Origin of the sequence: Rhodohalobacter halophilus (assembly GCF_001715195.1) — a bacterium.
GTDB lineage: Bacteria > Bacteroidota > Rhodothermia > Balneolales > Balneolaceae > Rhodohalobacter > Rhodohalobacter halophilus.
Window position 1 is genome coordinate 1 of record NZ_MDWE01000030.1, and the last position, 20,335, is coordinate 20,335.

Annotated in this window: 15 protein-coding genes; 7 read left to right on the forward strand and 8 right to left on the reverse strand. The window is 45.3% G+C overall.

The genetic code is table 11. From position 1 onward, the window contains the following. Positions 1 to 871, forward strand: an 871-nt coding sequence (locus BG260_RS08735) for a BspA family leucine-rich repeat surface protein (RefSeq protein WP_141691559.1), incomplete at its 5' end; no start/stop codon positions are given. A 90-nt stretch (positions 872 to 961) separates the two neighbouring features. On the opposite strand, the gene BG260_RS08740 is transcribed toward BG260_RS08735, so the two are convergent. Beyond that, complete coding sequence (locus tag BG260_RS08740) at positions 962 to 1,792, reverse strand: universal stress protein (RefSeq protein ID WP_069131759.1); 831 nt, start codon at positions 1,790 to 1,792, stop codon at positions 962 to 964. Positions 1,793 to 1,890: 98 nt separating this feature from the next. Between BG260_RS08740 and polA the strand changes: the two genes are divergently transcribed. Next, a complete protein-coding gene (gene polA / locus BG260_RS08745; protein WP_069131761.1) occupies positions 1,891 to 4,626 on the forward strand; it encodes a DNA polymerase I in 2,736 nt (911 codons plus the stop codon). Between the two features lie 102 nt (positions 4,627 to 4,728). Here polA and BG260_RS08750 read toward each other — a convergent pair whose 3' ends face one another. The 7 genes from BG260_RS08750 to BG260_RS08785 form a co-directional block, all read right to left on the reverse strand. Next, positions 4,729 to 5,367, reverse strand: a complete 639-nt coding sequence (locus tag BG260_RS08750; protein ID WP_141691560.1) for a hypothetical protein — start codon at positions 5,365 to 5,367, stop codon at positions 4,729 to 4,731. A 117-nt stretch (positions 5,368 to 5,484) separates the two neighbouring features. Continuing rightward, complete coding sequence (locus BG260_RS08755; RefSeq protein ID WP_069131766.1) at positions 5,485 to 6,612, reverse strand: DUF6588 family protein; 1,128 nt, start codon at positions 6,610 to 6,612, stop codon at positions 5,485 to 5,487. 195 nt (positions 6,613 to 6,807) lie between these two features. Further along, on the reverse strand, positions 6,808 to 7,716 hold the full coding sequence (rsgA, locus tag BG260_RS08760) for a ribosome small subunit-dependent GTPase A (protein ID WP_069131767.1): 909 nt from the start codon (positions 7,714 to 7,716) through the stop codon (positions 6,808 to 6,810). Between the two features lie 238 nt (positions 7,717 to 7,954). Next, positions 7,955 to 10,495, reverse strand: a complete 2,541-nt coding sequence (gene lon / locus BG260_RS08765; RefSeq protein WP_069131770.1) for an endopeptidase La — start codon at positions 10,493 to 10,495, stop codon at positions 7,955 to 7,957. Positions 10,496 to 10,688: 193 nt separating this feature from the next. Continuing rightward, positions 10,689 to 12,212 (reverse strand): DUF5723 family protein, encoded by a 1,524-nt coding sequence (locus BG260_RS08775; protein ID WP_069131774.1) that lies wholly within the window; start codon positions 12,210 to 12,212, stop codon positions 10,689 to 10,691. A gap of 14 nt (positions 12,213 to 12,226) precedes the next feature. After that, a complete protein-coding gene (locus BG260_RS08780) occupies positions 12,227 to 14,521 on the reverse strand; it encodes an ATP-dependent helicase (RefSeq protein WP_069131775.1) in 2,295 nt (764 codons plus the stop codon). A 93-nt stretch (positions 14,522 to 14,614) separates the two neighbouring features. Beyond that, positions 14,615 to 15,916: a glycerate kinase type-2 family protein gene (locus tag BG260_RS08785; protein ID WP_069131778.1), complete on the reverse strand. Its 1,302-nt coding sequence runs from the start codon at positions 15,914 to 15,916 to the stop codon at positions 14,615 to 14,617. A gap of 234 nt (positions 15,917 to 16,150) precedes the next feature. On the opposite strand from BG260_RS08785, the gene BG260_RS08790 reads away from it, so the two are divergent. From BG260_RS08790 to BG260_RS08810, 5 genes are all read left to right on the forward strand, one after another. Then, positions 16,151 to 16,732 (forward strand): RNA polymerase sigma factor, encoded by a 582-nt coding sequence (locus BG260_RS08790; protein ID WP_069131780.1) that lies wholly within the window; start codon positions 16,151 to 16,153, stop codon positions 16,730 to 16,732. 87 nt (positions 16,733 to 16,819) lie between these two features. Next, entirely contained in the window at positions 16,820 to 17,791 is a 972-nt protein-coding gene (locus BG260_RS08795) for a polyprenyl synthetase family protein (protein ID WP_069131782.1), read from the forward strand. A 4-nt stretch (positions 17,792 to 17,795) separates the two neighbouring features. Further along, positions 17,796 to 18,611 (forward strand): outer membrane protein assembly factor BamD, encoded by an 816-nt coding sequence (locus BG260_RS08800; RefSeq protein ID WP_083750210.1) that lies wholly within the window; start codon positions 17,796 to 17,798, stop codon positions 18,609 to 18,611. A 12-nt stretch (positions 18,612 to 18,623) separates the two neighbouring features. After that, entirely contained in the window at positions 18,624 to 19,208 is a 585-nt protein-coding gene (nadD, locus tag BG260_RS08805; protein ID WP_069131786.1) for a nicotinate (nicotinamide) nucleotide adenylyltransferase, read from the forward strand. After that, entirely contained in the window at positions 19,205 to 20,206 is a 1,002-nt protein-coding gene (locus BG260_RS08810; protein ID WP_069131788.1) for a S66 peptidase family protein, read from the forward strand. The genes nadD and BG260_RS08810 overlap by 4 nt, the downstream gene beginning before the upstream one ends. The last annotated feature ends 129 nt before the right edge of the window (positions 20,207 to 20,335 follow it).

Sequence of the window (20,335 nt, forward strand, 5' to 3'; positions counted from 1 at the left end):
CCAGGATATCGGAAACTGGGATGTGAGCAGTGCCGAGGATATGACAAGAATGTTTTGGGGTGCATCTTCCTTCAACCAAAATCTAAGAAATTGGTGTGTTGAGAAAATAGCCTCAGAACCTGATAGGTTTTCATCCGGATCAGATCTTCAAGACGATTACCACCCAGTCTGGGGAACTTGCCCATCAAATGCGTTTTATTTAGCCGAGAATGCAGTCACAGTAAAGTGTACAGAAGCTGGGGTCGGTGATTATGGTTGGGTGAACGGTGTGGAGTATACAAAACGAACCAGCGAGATGATCACCCCAGAAAATGCATCGACAACTTGTACAAGCGGTATTGTTGATATGAATGCAATGTTTAGGGGTGAGACTGATTTTAATGAAGATATCCGCCATTGGGATGTGAGCAGTGTCACAAGCATGGCACATATGTTCAGTAGAGCCAACAGTTTTAATCAGGATATTGGATCTTGGGATGTTAGTAACGTTACTGAAATGAGAAGTATGTTTCGAGAAATGTCATTTGATCAGGATATCAGCGATTGGGAAGTGGGCAATGTAACAGATATGAGTTGGATGTTCTACTTGTCAGATTCGTTCAATCAAGACATTGGTGATTGGGACGTAAGTAGTGTTGAAAATATGGAGAGTATGTTTTGGAATGCAAACTCATTTAATCAAGATGTTGGCAGATGGGATGTGAGTGCTGTAACGGATATGACAAGAATGTTTTATGGTGCCAATGTCTTCAATCAGGATTTAACAAATTGGTGCGTAGAAAATATAGACTCTGAACCAAGTGATTTCGCTTCAGGTTCACCACTGCAGGAGTCTTACAAACCAATCTGGGGAACCTGCCCGGGGGAATAAAGAGCAAATTCGTATAATCTTCATAATTTAAACATCAGGAAGGAAACAAAACCGCTGTTCGATTGGGCAGCGGTTTTTTATACTGTTTATCTAATCATTCGGAATCATCATCAGCGGCACGGCGGCAACCTGAGCCAGAACGCGTGCATTGCTTCGTGTGATCAGCCATTCGATGAATCGTTTTCTGTGGCGTGTGGTTACCAGGATAGTGTGCTGATCCCCGCCAATCAATCGCGTAATTCCCTCGAAGAATGATTTGTCTTCATAATATTCAATTTCCAGATCAGGATCCTTGAGCTCCTTACTTAACTTCTTCTGAAATTTTTTCCCCTTCTCTTCGCGGCGCTCTTTTTTCTCCACGATGTGAACAATTCTCAGCTTCACACCCAGCTCAATCGACAGCTTTTTCATCTGTTTTATCGGCTTGATGTCTTTCTCGCGCAGTGCGGTTGCAAACACAAGCTGTTTCGGCTGACGATAATCGATCCGTTTGGAGATGGCAAACACCGGAATCGGACTCTCCAGCAGAATGTTGTTGGTGATGCTGCCGTAGAGTGCTTTCTTCAGATCGTGCTCTCCGCCAAGTCCAACGATAATCATATCAAATTTACCGGTTTCGGCTGCATTCACAAACATGGTGGATGGATTTCCCACTTCCACGGTTCCTTTCATCCGGATGTGTCTGAACTCATCGGTAGAGTGAAGCCCGTCAATCAACTCTGCTAATTTATCGGCACTCTCTTTCTTCTTATTTTCAAGCACCTCCTCCACACGGGAGGGAAAATCGTACGGCTGTTCTATTACATGCATGAACAGAATCTGAGCATCGGTGTAGGATGCTATTTCACAAGCATAGCGTACGGCAATTTCCGACTTACTCGAAAAGTCGGTTGGAACCAGTAAAGATTTTATTTTTGACATGGAATCGTACCTCCTTGGAATGATCGGGATCTATATTCTGTGTTGATCATCGTAAATCATATCTTCAGGTAAAAATAGCAAATAAGTAAGCGTAAAAAATGGCGAAAAAGAAGTTATATCTACTCGATGGAATGGCCCTTGCCTACCGGGCTCATTTTGCATTCATCAACAGCAGGCTCAAAAATTCGGAAGGAATTGCCACAGGACCCATTCTGGGTTTTGCCAATACGCTGGTGAAATTGCTGGAAGAGGAGGAACCGACTCATATCGCGGTTGCCTGGGACACCCATGCACCAACGTTTCGGCACGAGATGGATGAGGAGTATAAGGCAAACCGACCTCCACAGCCGGAGGAGCTGAAGGTGGGAATTCCACTCATCAAAGAGATGATTGACAAGTTTGGAATCGACAATATTGAACAGGACGGATACGAAGCTGACGACATTATCGGAACCATCGCTTACAACGCACAGGCCGAACATGTGGATGTCTACCTGGTTACGCCCGACAAAGATTTTATGCAGCTCGTGGACGATCACATTACCATGATCAAACCGGATAACAAGAATGGCGGATTTATCGTGATCGATCGAGACGGTGTTCAGGACTATTTTGGTGTCGGCCCGGAAAAGGTGATCGATGTACTGGCCATTATTGGGGATACGTCAGACAATATCCCCGGAGTGAAAGGGATCGGTAAGAAGGGAGCACCCAAGCTGATCAATAAGTACGGTTCGCTGGAGAAAGCGATTGAAGAAGCACCAAACATGAAATCAAAGAGGCATCGTACAGGGTTAACCGAATATGCCGAACAGGCGATGCACGCCAAGGAGATGGTGAGCATTAAAATTGATGTGCCGGATGTACAGCCTTGGGAAGATCTCGCCTGGGAAGGGCCGGATAAGAAGGAGCTGGGTCTCTTTTTTAAACGGATGGAGTTTCGAACACTGACAAGAAAGTATCTTGGCGAAGAGCCCGGCGGACAGGGAACTCTTTTTGCTTCAAACGATGAGGAGAATGAAAACGGATCACTGAATGAGGATGCTGTTGCATACAACCTGGCAGTTACCGAAGAGGAGATTTTGGCAGTTGTAAAGCAGCTCGAGAATGCCGAAGCCCTCTGTTTTGATACCGAAACAGACAGCCCGGATCCGATTTCCGCAAAGTTGGTGGGTATTTCGCTCTGCGCCAAGCCCGAGGTGGCATGGTATATCCCGGTAAATGTTGAAGATGCCCTCCTTCAGGGTGAGGTGCTGGAACTCTTGAAGCCGCTCTTTGAAAACGCCGATAATCGGAAAATTGCACACAACTACAAGTTTGACTACCTGGTTCTGAAGAGAGCCGGGTTTACGATTCGGGGTGAGATTTTCGATACCATGGTTGCCGGATACCTGCTGGATGCCAACCAGCGGCTGAAGATGGACTCTCTGTCGAAAAAATATCTGAATTATGAACCGGTCTCAATCGAGAGTTTGATAGGTAAAGGGAAGAAGCAGAAGTCGATGGCTGATATCCCCTATAAAGAGATTTCAAACTATGCGTGTGAAGATGCCGACATCACCTATCGACTCTATGAAAAATTTATCGAAGAGCTGGAAGAAGATGAGCTGCTGAGTATTGCTAATGAACTGGAGTTCCCCTTGATAGAAGTGCTGGGCGACATGGAGGAGAAAGGCATAAAAATTGATGTTGATATGCTTGAGGCATTCTCCAAGGATCTGAGTAACGATATCGAAAAAATTGAGAAGGAGATCTTTGAGAAAACAGGAGAGGAGTTTAATCTCAACTCTCCAAAGCAGCTTGGGGAAGTACTGTTTGAAAAGATGGAGATTCCGGCCGGTAAAAAGACAAAAACAGGGCAGTATTCCACGTCAGAGTCGGTGCTATCGGGTCTGGCCAATGAGTATGAAGTTCCGGCATTGGTACTGGACTATCGCAGTCTTTCAAAATTGAAATCGACCTATGTGGACGCCCTGCCTAAACTGGTTAACCCGGAGACCGGGCGTATTCATACCGATTTTAACCAAACCGTGGCGGCAACAGGGCGCTTGTCATCATCCAATCCCAACTTGCAGAATATTCCGATCCGTACTGCAAGAGGTCGTGAAATCCGAAAAGCGTTTGTTCCCGCTGATGGTTTTCAGTTGCTGGCTGCCGACTACTCTCAGGTTGAACTGCGGGTGATTGCCTCCATTTCCGGTGATGAAAATATGATTGAGGCGTTCAAGAATGGAGAGGATATTCACGCAAGAACGGCCAAAGAGATTTTCAACCTGGAATCGTTGGAGGAAGTTACTCCAAATCAGCGCCGTAAAGCGAAAGAGGTGAATTTTGGCATTCCATACGGTGTGAGCGCTTATGGATTAGCCTCGAGGCTGGGAGTCAGCAATTCGGAAGGGAAGGAGATGATCGATCAATATTTTGAGAGATTTCCGGGAATTAAAACCTACATCGACGAAACGGTAGAGTTTGCCAAAGAGCACGGATATGTCTCTACACTCATGGGGCGAAGGCGGTACATACCGGATATCAACTCCAGAAACTGGAACGTCAGAGGGTTTGCGGAGAGAACGGCAATCAATATGCCGATACAAGGAACCGCCGCCGATATCATCAAACTGGCGATGATTCAAATCCACGACTATCTGAAAGAGGAAAATGCGCAGTCAAAGATGCTGCTCCAGGTGCATGATGAATTGATCTTTGAGATTCATAACGATGAGAAAGAGCAGCTTCCGGAAAAGATCAAATCGTTGATGGAAAATGCCTATAAGCTGCAGGTTCCGCTGGATGTTGAGATGGGCCTCGCAGACAACTGGCTGGAAGCACATTGATCAAATAAATCCCAACAATGATTAAAAATCTATTTCAATGATTCAATCTGGAAGTCTCCCTAGAGAAGGGAAATATTGACGGGGTGAGGAGGAAGAGTTGGTTTACCGTCTTGTAATTTCCCGGTTAACCCGAACGATATACCGACCTTCTTCCGTCAGATCAATTCTGTTTTCGTCAATACCGCGTTCAAGTACCATTTCGTAGAGGGATTGCCACTGGATATACTCTTCATTTGCCGCCTGATTTTCGTTGAGCCGGCCATCCATGTTTGAATCACGGAGTTCTGTTTCGGAATCGGTCTCAATGTTAATCGTAACAAATATATTGTAGCTGTTATTATCCTCACCGATTACTGAAACCAATATGTAAATGTACTCATCGTCAGCAAATTCAAAGGTTCTGGGGTGTCTTTGTTGCTGATACTTTCCCTGTCTTTCGGCTATCTGTATGCCTGCTTGATAGATTCTGTTGGCCTCTTCAAGTGAGATGTCACCCCGCATGACTCGGTCCATCTCCCCATCCTGATTATTATCGCGCGCCCAAAAGATAATTTCACGACCGTCTCTCAATACAAGATCATTCAAGGACTCTCCGTCGGGTGAAATCAGCCCGACAATCTCATAGGTAGTGCCTTCATATTCAAATTCAAATTTAGAACTTTCAGACCGCGGTTCACTGCTGGCACATCCAACCAAAAGAGTGAGTCCGAATAGGAGGGAGAAGAGTTTTAAATGTGTCATAACGAGTGCAATTAATTTAGGTCATATAGCTATAACGTATTATTGATACATTTTATATAACAAAAAAGCACAATTCAGTTGCCCGAATTGTGCTTTGAGAGGAGACCTCATAAATCATTATCTAAAACTCAATCCCACACCAAGGTTTGCTACCGGATAGTTTGACAGCGTATAGGATCCTGAAATAGTGAAAATGGCTAATCGCAATCGGAAACCTGCCATTGCGTGAACGCTGTTTGAACCGCTGAATGACAGATCGACCGGCTCATCGATACGCTCAATAATTTTTTCACGAGTCTCCTCGCTTGAACTGGTTGGGTTATAGTCCGGGTTGAAACTTGTTACCGGGTATGATCCGGGAGAAATGAGGGTCATCTCTGAGGTTTGAAATCCAACTCCGCCATATACTGAAATAATTGGCAGATTCTTTCCGACAAGCAGATTTCCTGTAAAACCTGTTGCCTCTAATTCTATGGCCTGTCCGTCCCAAAGTGCCGGGTTCCCGGCGTATGGGTTGTAAATATCGCTTCCTTCTTCCGGGAGTACTTCAAAACCGTAATCGGACGTAAGTTTTGTATAGCCAAGCTGAACGGAAAGGTCAACCGGCAGAACAGAGCCACCCGGCAGCCATTGGTTCAATCCATGTTTAATACCGACACCAAACATGTTTACGTTGATGTCTTCAACCGAAACGGTTGGCATGTAACGCAGTGAGATGTCTGTATCTTTCACAATTCCAACGGTAGCCTGAATCATGGGAGCCGGAACATATGGATAACCGGTTCCTTCCGGCATGGTGAAACGAGTAATTTCCTGACGCAGCCCGGTGAGAGGGTTTGTACCAAAAACGCCCATTTCCGGCCCGGGGACATCTTCACCGAAAGCGGTTTGAGCTTCAGCCGGTCCGCCAACACGTTCCAGGTTTTGGAAATCGATCTCATCTACGTTGAAACTTCGGTCTCCGGTCGGGACGATTGCAACCCCTGCACTCACACGAAGGTCAAAGCCGAGTGTTCTGTAGGGTCTTGCCGAATTGACCCAGCCTGAATTGAGGTCGGCACCGAATCCGTTTGCAAATGGTTTGAGATACTCCTGGAGTAACAAATTTGCATCGGCAGCACCGGCTCTTAAAATTTCGCCGGAGTCATCAAACTGCGCAGAAGCGTTTTGTACACCTGCTAATGAGATCAGCAGTAGAGAACTAACAATAAGGGTGATTTTTTTTAACTGTAGCACGTTTTTCATAAATGATATTTATTGGTTTGCACGTTCAGAGAAGTTTGTAAATAAATGCGAAAGATCAAACTTATGATCGTAATTGTAAGCAGAAATGCACAATTGTTTCATTTTGGTCAATTTTCCTGTTCAGTATCGCTTAAAATGAGTATCAAACCACGGATTTGTTACAAACTATTAACCGTATTCCACGAAGTGAGTTAACTACCGTTCCAGCGATTCCAGGATGTTGAGGTAGGAGTTATATCGGCTGGCTGCAATTTCCCCCTTTTCAAAGGCTTCTACAACTCCACATTTTGGCTCGTGATAGTGCGTACAGTTGTAAAATTTGCAGTGTTGGCGGGGTTCAATCATCTCCGGAAAGTATAGGGAGAGTTCCATTTTATCGATATCTACCAGCCCAAATTCCCGGATTCCCGGCGTGTCAACCACATAACCGCCACCACTCAACGGAATGAGCTGAGCAAAAGTAGTGGTATGTTTTCCTTTTTGAGAGTAGGAGGAGATCTCACCCACCCGAAGTTGTAAGTCCGGCTCAATCTGATTGAGGAGAGAGGTTTTTCCAACACCTGACGGCCCGATGAACACAGATGTTTTTCCGGTAATTTTTGATTTCAGATCGTCAATATCGCCGTTTTCCGCAGAGGTTATGGCTGTTTCATATCCTAAGGATTGGTAGAGCTCCGACAACTCTTGTACATGTGCTCTCCCGCCCGATTTGGCCAGATCCATTTTGTTGAAAATCACTCCGCCCGGAACTTCATACGCCTCGCAGGTAACCAAAAACCGGTCGATAAATCCCGTATTCAATTTTGGCTGTTTCACTGATTGTACAACCCAGGCCCGGTCTACGTTTGAAACCAAAATTTGCTCTCCCCGTCGTCCATGCGTGGCCTGACGTGGGATATAGTTTTCTCGTTCGTGGATCTTTTGAATCGAGCCGGTTCCGTCATTGCCGATCTCAATATCAACATAATCGCCAACAGCAACGGGATTCGTCACCTCTTTTTTGTCAAGACGGAATTTACCCGGGAGACGGCTGTCGATGATTTCTCCATCACAACTGACTTTGTACCATTTACCGGTTGATTGTATGATTCGCCCTTTTTTCATGATTGCAGAAAATACACGCTTTCCCTCTATAAATCGAAAAAACTTAAAATTATCTTCGGTTGATTAATGTAGAATTATCGAAGTAGTTTCTCATTATTTGATGAATCCGAAACATATTCAGCGAAACGTTGCGAGGGAAAGAACTCTACATAGGGATGAAATTTTTCAATAAAAAAAGCCGAACAGATACAATCTGTCCGGCTTTGAATCAATTTGATGATTTTGAATCGGAGAAACGTTAATCGATAACGGTTACTTCCTTGGTTGAATCGTTTTTGGAGTTACTGCCCGCTACTTGATTTTTGTGCGATTCAGGAACTTTGAAGAACTCATTGGGATCTGTAACGGCTTCTTTCTCAAGGATCAAGTCCAAGATCGGTTCCATCCGTTCAAGATATTCCACCTTAAGATTCCCGATTACATCTTCCTCAATTTCGGCAACATCCTTCTCATTCTTTTTCGGCAAGAATACTTTTTCAATACCGGCGCGTTTGGCTGCCAGTACTTTCTCTTTGATTCCGCCAACCGGCAATACCAATCCGCGGAGAGTAATTTCTCCGGTCATCGCCAGTGTTCCTTTCACTTTGCGCTGTGTGAAGATGGATGCTACGGCGCTAAGCAGTGCAACCCCGGCAGAGGGCCCGTCTTTTGGAACGGCACCCTGTGGTACGTGAATGTGGAGGTCCCAATATTTGAAGGCCTCTTCAGGAATATTGAGCTCTTCGTACCGGGCACGCAGATAGCTGATGGCCAGCATGGCCGACTCTTTCATTACATCTCCCAACTGGCCGGTGATATGAAGCTTTCCGGATCCTCTGGATACACTCGCCTCAATGAAGAGGATGTCACCTCCGTAGGGGGTCCAGGCCAAACCGGTTGCCACACCGGGCACGGTTGTCCGTTCAGCTACATCGGAGAAGAACTTGCGCTTGCCGAGTATATCCTGAATGTCGTTCACACCAACACTCATTTTCTCGATGTCTCCGCTGGCAATTTGTGCGGCAACATTACGGCAAACGGCTCCGATCTGTCGCTCCAATCCACGCACACCCGATTCGCGGGTGTACTCGTCGATGATTTTTTCAATCGCCTTGTTGGATATTTTAAACTGTTTTTTACTGAGTCCGTTCTCCTCAATCTGTTTTGGAATCAGATATTTTTTGGCGATCTCAATCTTCTCCTCCTGCGTGTACCCGCTAATGTTGATGATCTCCATTCTGTCTCGCAGTGGTGCAGGAATCGTATCCAGCGAGTTGGCCGTCGCGATAAACATCACTTTCGACAGGTCATACTCCAACTCCAGGTAGTTGTCCATAAACGAATCATTCTGTTCCGGATCGAGCACTTCGAGCAGGGCAGAGGTTGGGTCACCGCGGAAATCGGAGCCCACCTTGTCTATCTCATCCAGCATCATCACAGGGTTTCCTTTTCCGGCTTTTTTCATCGATCGAAGAATACGTCCGGGAAGTGCACCGATGTAGGTACGTCGGTGTCCGCGAATTTCTGCCTCGTCGTGAATACCGCCCAAACTGAACCGCTCAAACTCACGGTTCAATGCTCGAGCAATGGATTTACCGAGCGAGGTTTTACCCACTCCGGGAGGTCCGTAAAAGCAGAGGATTGGTGCCTTCATATCTTTTTTGAGCTTCAGCACGGCCAGGTATTCAACGATACGCTTCTTCACTTTTTCCAGGCCGTAGTGATCTTCATCCAGAATTTTACGCGCTCGCTTCAGATCTAATTTATCGTCTGAGAACTCTCCCCACGGCAGATCCAGAATCCACTCTATGTAGCTGTGAATAATGCCATAGTTTGGCGAGGAGTTGGGGGTCATTTCCAGCCGCTGAAGCTCTTTTTCAACGGTCTCTTTGGCGTCGTCACTTAACCCTTTTTTATTTGCCAAGCGTTTTTTCAGCTTTTCGATATCCTGCTGTTCACTATCTTCGCCTAACGCCTCCTGGATCGCTTTCATCTGCTGGCGGAGATAAAAATCGCGCTGCTGATCGTCGATATCTGTCTTAACTTTTGAGCGAATCTCCTCACTCAGATTCAAAACCTGAAGCTCTTTGTTCAGATACTCCATCACTTTTTCAAGCCGCTCAGAGAATTTTTTAATCTCCAGAATTCCTTGTTTATCCGCTATGGAAACCTGAAGGTTTGAAGAGATAAAGTTCAGCAGAAATGCCGGACTCGAAATGTTATTAATGGCAATGGATGCCTCAGATGGAATATTCGGGGAGAGGTTTACAATTTTGCTGGCCGTCTCCTTGATCGACCGCATGGATGCGTCCAGTTCCACACCGCTGATATCCATTTCCTGATGGACCGATTTTACATCTGCCCGGAAAAACGGATCTTTTTGCGTGAATTCCTCAATTTCGATTACGCTTCTGCCCTGAATGACAACACTTTTGCTGCCGTCCGGCATTTTAATCAGCTTCAAAATCTGTGCTACCGTCCCATACTTGTACATGTCGGACGGTTCGGGGTCTTCAACCGATTCATCCTTTTGAGTGACCACACCGATGGTTTTGTCACTCTCGTAAGCCTCTTTCACCAAGGCCAATGACCGGTCGCGCCCCACGGTAATCGGTACAACCACGCCCGGAAATAGAACTGTGTTTTTTAATGGCAGGATGGGAAGATTGTCAGGTACTTCAGATTCCGTCAGTTTCTTCTCCTCCTCCTCGCTCATCAGTGGGATGGCCTGTTCAAAATCATCAAAGTTCTCACCCTGATCATCAAATGCCGTCTGTATTTTAAACCGTTGATCAAACATTGTAGTAAGTTGGGTTAAATAAAATTTTTGCTGTTTTTCTTTGAGTCGGGCAAAATCAAAGCCAAATATTGTGATGCTACCATAACGTCAGTTCTTCCAATTCTGTTCTGCCAATTTGAGTGGAGTATCTCAATTACTGACAGTTGGTCAGTTTATAAAAGTAAACAGAAGGTTCAGTTGATTCGATTTGAATTTACGGCAAGTTGATTTTAATGCCGGCAAGCGAAGCTCCTACCACTTCATTGGTTGGTCCAATGGTGCTGCTTTTTACGGTTAAAGCTGTGTGGATTTCAAAGAATCGATGCTCAAATCCAATCCCCAGGCTATAAAATCCGGGAAGGTGCGGAGCAATCCTTGTACCTAATCGAATGGGTAAAAATGGCAATGGCTTTAATTCTGTGCCAAGGTTAACAACCGGAGCTTTTGAGGCAAACTCATGATTTACAATTGGAAATTTTACGTCACCCATCAGTTTAATTCGGTTGATTTGAAACAGAGCACCCGCCTGAATAGATGTGGGCAGCATTGTGTAGAATGAGTCGCTTGAATAATCCGATGCCATAGTGAACGGAGAATCTTCCTGATCGTCCAGAAAAAACAAATGTTCGAAGGGAGCCCCTGAAAAACTGCGATCAGTAAGAGGAGGTAGGTTATCCGGCAGTTCCTGCTGTTCTTCGGTCGTAATCTCTTCAGGCTGATCGAACTGATAGATGGCGCCGAGATCTGTGATGGAGAGGCTTAAACGCAACGATTGCTCTGTTGGTGCAGTGTCTCTCTGAACGGTGGATAGGTCTCCGCCAAACGTTATCAAATAGGTAATTCCGGCATCCAGGCCAAAGCCAAGACCGGCCGGTTTCATTAAATCCGAAAATGACGCATCAACAAAGTGCACCGGTTCACTCTGGAATAAGCTGGGTGTATTTCCGGTAAAAGTTCCCGTCGACTGCCGGCTGTACTGATAATTGCGTTCCCACTGACCGATTTCATCATTTAAATCATAGGTGTTCTCGTATTTCGAGTCTAAGGAGGAGCCCGCAATCACAATTTTTGGGGCAATTCCGATGATGAACTCCGAAAGTTGAGGGGAGAGGCCGTTCAGGAAATCGAATGATTCGGCATAACCGAATGAAATTTCGTGCAGCGACTGAAACTGATGCCGAAACGATCGATCCACAATTTGGCGGTCACCGGGGTCAACCGGTTCCTCCGAAAAATAGCCGCGCCCAAGCTCATACTTGCTGAGTACTCTGGAACGGAGCGCTGCAGCATACGATCTGTTTTCTCCTTTCCATTTTAAACCAAACCAGTAGGCATCCGTCATCGACTGAAATGCAGCGACTCTCCGGTTACCGGGAAAATTTCTTCTGAGAATGGTATTTCGGTCAGCTTCATTTAAAAAGTGAGAGTCATCGACGGATTTGTAGGGCAAAAAGGTGGAGTAAATCTGATCTGCTCTGACTGAAAAATCCGTTTCGGGTAGCAAATACTCACTGTAAACGCTGCCCTGAAATGCAGAAATTTGAAGGTAGTAGGTCTCTTCCTGAATGTGAAGGTTGGCAGGATTTACAAACAGGGTTTCAAAGCCTGTTAAATAAGCAGTACCTCCACCGCCCAACGCCATATTTTCGGCGTTGATTGCAAACTGTGCCATCGAAACAGCAGCGGTAAAGAGTGAAAAAACCACCGCAAAGGCAGTGGAACGTATTACCGATAACAATTGAGAACCTATGATTAACTGAGAATTTTTAACTTCGCGGCCCGAAGCATGAGTGTTTTTTGTCCGCGTGACTTGAAAAATACAACAACTCTGGAATCTTTACCCGATCCGGATCTCTGGACAATTTTCCCGGGCCCAAATTTAGGGTGAATCACCTGCGCTCCAACCCGAAACGGATCATCATCGTACTCATATTCATACGTTGATGAGGTTGAAGATGGTTTTTTGGATTGAATGGGCGATTTCCAATCGTGTTCATACTCAACAGTTGTGGAGTTTCCGGAGGAAGATCCCGACGAATCATCAAAATGGTTACTCTTTTGCTGGATGGTTGCTCCGGTTTCGGATCGAACCACTCCGGAATCCACTTCGTCCAGAAAGCGTGATCTGGCTTGTCGTTGCTCTTCACCAAATTTGTAGCGCAGCTTGCTGAAACTGAAAAACAGATGTTTTTCAGCCCGGGTAATGGCCACATAAAACAGTCGTCGTTCCTCTTCAATATTGGCTTCTTCACCTTCTCGAGGCCCCATGGGGAAGAGGTTTTCTTCCAGGCCTACAATAAAAATCACCGGAAACTCAAGTCCTTTTGAGGCGTGAACGGTCATCAGTGTAACGGCCGGCTTATCCTCATCATATTTATCTGAGTCGGTAATCAGGTTGATCTCCTGCAGAAAGTTGGAGAGTTTCGGATTCTTATTGTTTTGCTGATAGTAGGCTATGGCATTCTGAAGTTCCAGCACGTTATCGCGACGAGTGAGTGCCTGTGCACTGCCGTCTTCCACAAGGGCTTTCAGATATCCGCTCTTTTCGAGCATTTTCTTGGTTACATCCAGTATGGGAGTGCCGGTTTCGAGTAACTCCTTCAGGTTTTCAATCATCTGTACAAAATCGGCAATACGCGCTTTTGCCGGTTTGTAAAGATCGGCCGAATCTGCATGGTGAAGAATTTTCCAGACGCTCTGCCCGCTGTTTCGTGCCTTTTTCAGCAGTTCATTCAGAGTTTTGTTACCAATTCCGCGGCTGGGCTCATTGATAATTCTGAGCAGCGCCTGTTCATCTTCGGGATTGACAAGCAAGGTTAAATAAGCCAGTACATCCTTGATCTCCTTCCGTTGATAAAACGAGAGTCCGCCCACAAGCTGGTAGGCGATATTTCGGCGGCGCAATGCCTCCTCAAAAATTCTACTTTGGTAGTTGGTTCGGTAGAGAATCGCAAAATTGTTGTTCTGGTAACCGTGGCGAAGTTTTAAATCGTGGATGTAATTAACCACACGGTTGGCTTCATCGCGTTCGTCAAAATTTTCGAGCAGGGTGACGGTATCCCCATCTTCGTTATCGGTCCAAAGGGTTTTGTCGAGCTGCTTTTCGTTTCGCTTGATGATGGAATCGGCGCACTGAAGGATGAACTTGGTGGACCTGTAGTTCTGCTCAAGCGGTACCTCAATTGCGTCATCGTAGTCATTTTTAAAGTTGAGGATGTTGCTGATATCGGCTCCCCGGAAAGAGTAGATACTCTGTGCATCATCACCCACTACGCAGATATTTTGATACTTATCCGCCAGCATTCGGGTTACTTTATACTGTGCGTGGTTCGTATCCTGATACTCATCAATCATGATGTATTTGAAGCGGTCCTGATATTTCTCCAGCACATCGGGATGCTCCTCAAACAGCTCAATCGGCTTGATCAGAAGATCATCAAAATCCATTGCATTTGCTTGCCTGAGTCGCTCATCATAAATCGTAAAAACCCGCGCGGTGATGTCGTCCAGTGTGCTCTGTACAAATCGCTGTTGATATTGGTCAGGTGTAATCAGCTGATTCTTGGCTTCACTGATTTTGTACTGAATGGTGCGCGGCCGTATCTCGCGAGGGTCAAAGTTCAGCTCTTTTAAAATCAGCTTGATGGCGTTTTCGGAATCGGTTGTGTCATAAATGGAGTAGGAACTGTTGTAGCCGATTCTATCCGCTTCGAATCGCAATATTTTCGAGAAGATCGAGTGAAACGTTCCCATCCAGAGACCGGTTGCCTTCTCACCGATCAACCCCTGAATCCGCTCCTGCATCTCCCGGGCAGCCTTGTTGGTAAACGTCAGCGCCAGAATATTTTGAGGCAACGCGTGCTGTTTTTGAAGAAGATGTGCAATTCGATAGGTGAGTACCCGGGTTTTTCCACTTCCGGCTCCGGCAATGATCAACAGAGGACCGTTCACATGCGCCGCCGCCTTTCGCTGCTGTTCATTGAGTTGATTTAAAAAGTTGGTTGATTTGGGAGTGTTGGAGTCGGGCTGAAGGGTAAACTGCTTCATTAAAAATATCTGTCGGGTTTCAATCTCTTCGAATCTGTAAAACTACAAATAATTGAGGAAGAGATTGGGAAAAAATTGGCTAAAATTATTCGGTCAAAGTATAAAGAGTAACTGCAGATCCATCACATTGTTGCCCGTCGGTCCTGTCTTGATGTGTCCCCCAACTTTTTCAAAAAAATGATAGCTATCATTGTTCATTAGATAGCTATTCAGGTCTGCATTCATAGACTTCGCTACCCGTTTCGTGTTCTGATTCACCACCGCACCGGCTGCGTCTGTAGGTCCGTCCACGCCGTCGGTTCCCCCGCTCAGAAAGATTAAATCTCTGTCACAGTCACTCAGTTTATCTGCCATTCGTAGTGCCAACTCCTGATTTCTTCCTCCTTTACCCGTGCCACTGACTTGCACCGTGCACTCACCGTAAAAAATGAGTGCAACAGGAGCCGTGTCCGGTAATAAACTCTCGGCTTTGGTGATGATATGCTGCACAAACCGATCAATCGGACCCGCCCAGGGAGTGTCGTCAACAATCACCTCAAAACCTCGTTTCTGAATGATGGCTGCGGCAACCTCAGCGGCTTCCTTAGCAGATATAAGTGTATAGGTTCGGTGATGATCGATCTCTTTACTCTTAAAAATTTCATCCGAATGTCTTTGCAGATGACTTATGACACTATCGGGAAGATCTTTTTTGAGGTTGTATCTGTCCAGAATGTTGAAAACCTCACGGTAGGAAAATGATTGTGCTGTTGTGGGGCCGCTGCCGATATTTTCAGGATTGTTGTCAGGCACATCAGAGATGATCAGATCGATTAAGATTGTGTGATGCAAGTGCTCCAAAAACCTTCCCGCTTTAACGGCAGAAACAGATTTTCGAACCAGATTGATTTCGTTAATCGAGGCACCTGACTTTAGTAGCTGTTCAACCATGATGGCATAATCATCAACAGAAATCCCATCGGCCGGTTTGCAAAAAAGGGAGGAGGTTCCGCCGGAAATCAGGTTAAAAAGCGTTGCACCCTTTGGAATTGAGCGGACAAACCGGATTAATTGTTCGGCAGCATCGACGGAGGATTGATCAGGGATTGGATGAGAGGAGTGTAAAATGTGGATCTTATCATCCGCAATTCCGGATTTTTCAGGGGAAATAATCATACCTGAGGTCAATTTTTCATCTAAAATGGATGAGAGTGCTTCTGCCATTGGCACGGATGCCTTCCCCATGCCGATCAGATAGATGCCGTTTGAACGGTTCAAATCTACTGTATCGTCATTGATAATCAAGGAGTTGGAAGCCCGGTTGAATTTAATTTTCGAGGGAATACACTCACACGGGTGGATTTTTCTTAAGCAATCTTTGAACAGTTCTACTGCATCGGATTGAGAAAAATACATACGTGACCTTAGCACTTTTTAGTTAAATGTAAATTATTGAAAAATAAACTCTCTCTGTAACTCATGGAGTAGCAGACATTTAAAGACTGCACACACAGTACTGACAAAATCTAATGTAACATTAATTTTAGATATTAAAATTTTCTAATATTATTACTATGTAGTTCAATCCACCCGCAGGATTGAGCTCCTCAATCCAAAAGTAATGATTCGTTGTTTAAAATCAGGGTAGACATGAATGTTAAAGCAAAACGAAGAGTAGATTATTCAGCACTTGTTGATTTCATTCAGCAGGAGAATGTCAGAAAAACCAATGAGTTGGTAAAAGAGATGATCCCTAAGCTGGTGGAATACCTTCGGGTAACGGTAGCCGCAACCGAAGATGTGGCCAGGGAGTGTGTTCAGCAGGCGTTTCTTAACGTCTATGAGAGAATTGTAGAGGATAAACTGAATGATCCAAAATCCCTGCTCTCCTACATGATGATGACGGCAAGGAATGAATTTTTTAATCAGTACCGGAAAAACGGAAGACTGGTTAATAATGAATATGTAACTTCGTCTGTTTCAGAACCGGCGGAGCAGGTAGATCGATTAATTGATCGTGAGAGAATGGAGTTACTGTTTGAATGCATAGAAGAGCTGGATGATGATTCGCAGATGTTTATTCTCTACTTCATCAATCACCCCGATGCAACGACCAAAGAGGCCAGCGGTTATTTTGAATTGTCGGAATCGAATGTGCGGACAAAAAAGTATCGAATTACTCACCAGCTCCATGCATTATTTAAAATGAAAATGGCTGAACAGGGAAGGTAGATCTGCAAAATAGGTTGAAAACGTTAAATTTTGAGTTGTGCATTTTGTATATTTTGCACCTTAATAAAACGGACCTAATCAGACCCATTGGATTTTCTACAATCGTACGCTGCATTTTTTGAAGAGAAACTGCAGAACCTGAACTTTCCTGAAAAACCGGAAACACTCTACGAGCCACAGAGATATATTCTCCGAAACGGGGGGAAAAGAATTCGACCTGCTCTTACGCTGATCAGCTGCGGCTTATGCGGTTCCGATACGGAACGAGCAATGCCGGCCGCCCTGGCCGTTGAACTGCTCCATAATTTTACCCTGATACATGACGATATAATGGACCAGGCCGACAGCCGACGCGGTGAGCCTTCTATTCACAAAAAATGGGATATTGCAACGGCAATTTTAGCCGGAGACAGTATGTTTACCTACTCTATGCTGCAGCTGCAAAACCTACCCGGTGAAATTGATCATAAAAGAGTGAGTTATATTTTTCTCAACTCTGTGAATACTGTTTGTGAGGGACAGGCGCTGGATATGGAATTTGAAAACCGCTCGGATGTTACGGTTGGGGAGTATCATCAGATGATTGGTGGAAAAACCGGTGCCCTCATAAGTGCTGCGATGCAGATGGGGGGCTTATGCGGCGGTGCCTCAGAGGAACAGCTTCACAAACTCTCTGTTATCGGAGAATCTCTTGGTCTTGCATTTCAGATTCAGGATGACTGGCTCGATGTGGTTGCCGATCCGGAAGCTTTTGGAAAAAGGAAAGCCGGTGATATTTACGAAGGGAAGAAAACATTTTTGATGCTGACCGCGTTAGAACGGTGCACCAGAGATGAACGGGAAATGGTTTTGGGATGGATGAAAGCCAAGCCGCTTAGCAGTAATCAGGTGGATGAGGTGATCAGTCTGTTTGAAACCTACGGTGTGATAACCGACACCCGCAATCACTTTTTGAACGCCTACAGCCGTGCAGAAAAAGAGCTTGAACAATTTGGGGAATCCAACTTTAAACAAGATCTTCAACAGTTGATTAAATTTTTGAAAAATCGTGAAAGTTAACTTCATGCGTACACTCCTTTTACTTACTACAGCCGCACTATTATTTGCATCTTGCCGAAGCAATGAACTTATTCGCCCGGGCGACTCTCTTGAAGTTGCCTACGAAAAGGCGTTGAACCAGTTTGAGCAGGAAAACTACAGCGAGGCAGCCCGAGCTTTTGAAACGGTAATTTCCATTGGCCGGGGAACCGATATCGGGCAGAACGCACAATATTACCTGGCAGAGAGCTATTTTAATAACAGACGCTATCTTCTTGCAGCTTCCGAGTATGAACGATATGCACAATTTCATCCAAATTCCGAACGAAGAGAGGAGGCTGATTTCAAACGGGCTCTCAGCTTCTATCACCTGAGTCCGCGTTATCGTCTCGATCAAACCTACACTCATCGGGCTATTGAAAATTTCCGTCTCTTCCTGGCTCGGTTTCCAAACTCCGAGTACTCTGATGAAGCCGGAGAGTACATCTCAGAACTGAGAGGTAAGCTTGCAAGGAAAGCCTATAATGCCGGAGAGTTTTATAAGCGAACGAATCAATTCCGTGCTGCAGCCGTCTATTTTGATGTGGTGATTGACAACTACCCGGAAACACAATGGGCTGAACGGTCGCTTGTTGACCAGATGGAATCTTATATACTCTATGCAGAAAACAGTGTGCCGGATCGACAGGCAGAGCGTTTTGAAATGGCGTTGGAATCATATGAAACCTATTTGCAGCTCTTTCCCCGTGGCGAAAACCGAAGCCGTATCGAAAACCTCTACGACAGAGCCCAAAGTGGCTTGCGTGAAGCTACCGGAAGTGACCCTGTTGCTCAAAACTAATTAGAACCTGTTGTGAAGCGGATTGGACTTTTCGGGGGATCTTTTGATCCGGTTCACAACGGACATGTAGAGGCTGTCAAATCTTTTTTAAACAGCGGTTTTATCGATGAAGTATGGATTCTTTTAACACCGGACCCACCTCATAAATCCGGTCAGGTACTCAACCGGTTCGAGCATCGACTGGAGATGCTCAAACTCGCATTTCGTTCACTCAATCGAGTAAAGATCAGTCAGATTGAGACGGAACTGCCTAAGCCCTCCTACACGCTTCGGACGATTGAACACTTGAAAAACAGATACCCTGATCATCTGTTTTATCTCTGCCTTGGAGAGGATAGCCTTCAAACTTTTCATCAATGGTATAAGTATCGCGAAATAATCGGTGAATGTTCATTGATAGTTGTGGACCGGCCGGGTGCAGATCATTCCGAAGTGGCTCCCGAAATTCTGGAAGAAACAATCTTTGTGGAACATCAACCCCAAGATATATCATCTACGGAAATTAGAAGTAAACCCGGCAGCAGAGTAAAAAGAAAACTACCTGCTGACGTTCAAGCATACATCCAAAAGAATAACCTCTATATCGAATTAAAATGAAACGGAAAGATTTTCTGAGAACGGCCGGATTGGGTATGGCCGGAATTTCCATGTTTACTGCTTCAGGCAAGGAGAAATATGACTCGTTGGTTAAACCCCGCAAATTGAAGGAAGGTGATCGTGTAGCGCTGACTGCACCGGCGGGTATTGTTTACGAAGATTCTGAATTTGACCGCATGAAACAGGAGTTGGAAACGTTTGGGTTTGAGGTTGTATTTGGAGAGTATGTAAAAGAGCGGTTTGGCTATCTTTCCGGAACCGATCGTCAGCGGGCAAATGACCTGAACCGATTTTTTGCAGATCCTGAAATTGATGGAATTATTGCTGTACGAGGAGGGTGGGGCTGTGCCCGGATTCTGCCATATCTCGACTTTGAAATGATTAAAAAGAATCCAAAAGTCTATTGTGGGTTCAGCGATAATACCACGCTCCACATGGCCTTACTGCATCGCTCAAATTTGATCTCTTTTCACGGGCCGAACGGCACTTCGGACTGGACGGATCTGACCAAAAACAGTTTCAGAAGCGTATTGATGGATGGGGAAAGGAGTGAATTTCACTCAGAAAGTGATGTTGAACTGATCTTTCCGGGAATTGTGGAAGGTAGGTTGCTCGGCGGGAATCTTTCCATTCTTACAACCACACTGGGTACCGATTTTCAGCCGAATACGGACGGTGCGGTACTGTTTGTTGAAGACATCGGTGAGCCAGTTTATAAAATTGATCGCATGATCGTTCATCTAAAACAGGCCGGTATACTGGATAATATTTCAGGGTTTATATTCGGTGGCTGTACAAACTGTCCGGATCCCTCAAATTCGCACTTTACCTTGAAGGAAGTCCTGCAGCAGCATATTCGCTCACTTGGTGTTCCCGCTGTGATGGGAATGGATATCAGTCATGATCCTGATAACTTTACAATTCCGCAGGGAGTTATGGCCCGCTTCGATGCCGATCAGAAATACTTGAAACTCCTTGAGTCAGCTGTTGTTGACTAGTTTGCCCGTCAAAACTCGACTGACGACTTTACAGTTGATCAGGCTATGAGTCCAAAACTATCAGTCGTCCGACGAATGCTCACTTTAGATTCTGCTTCTACAAGCCGAGGTATGTGTTGCGCACGCTCG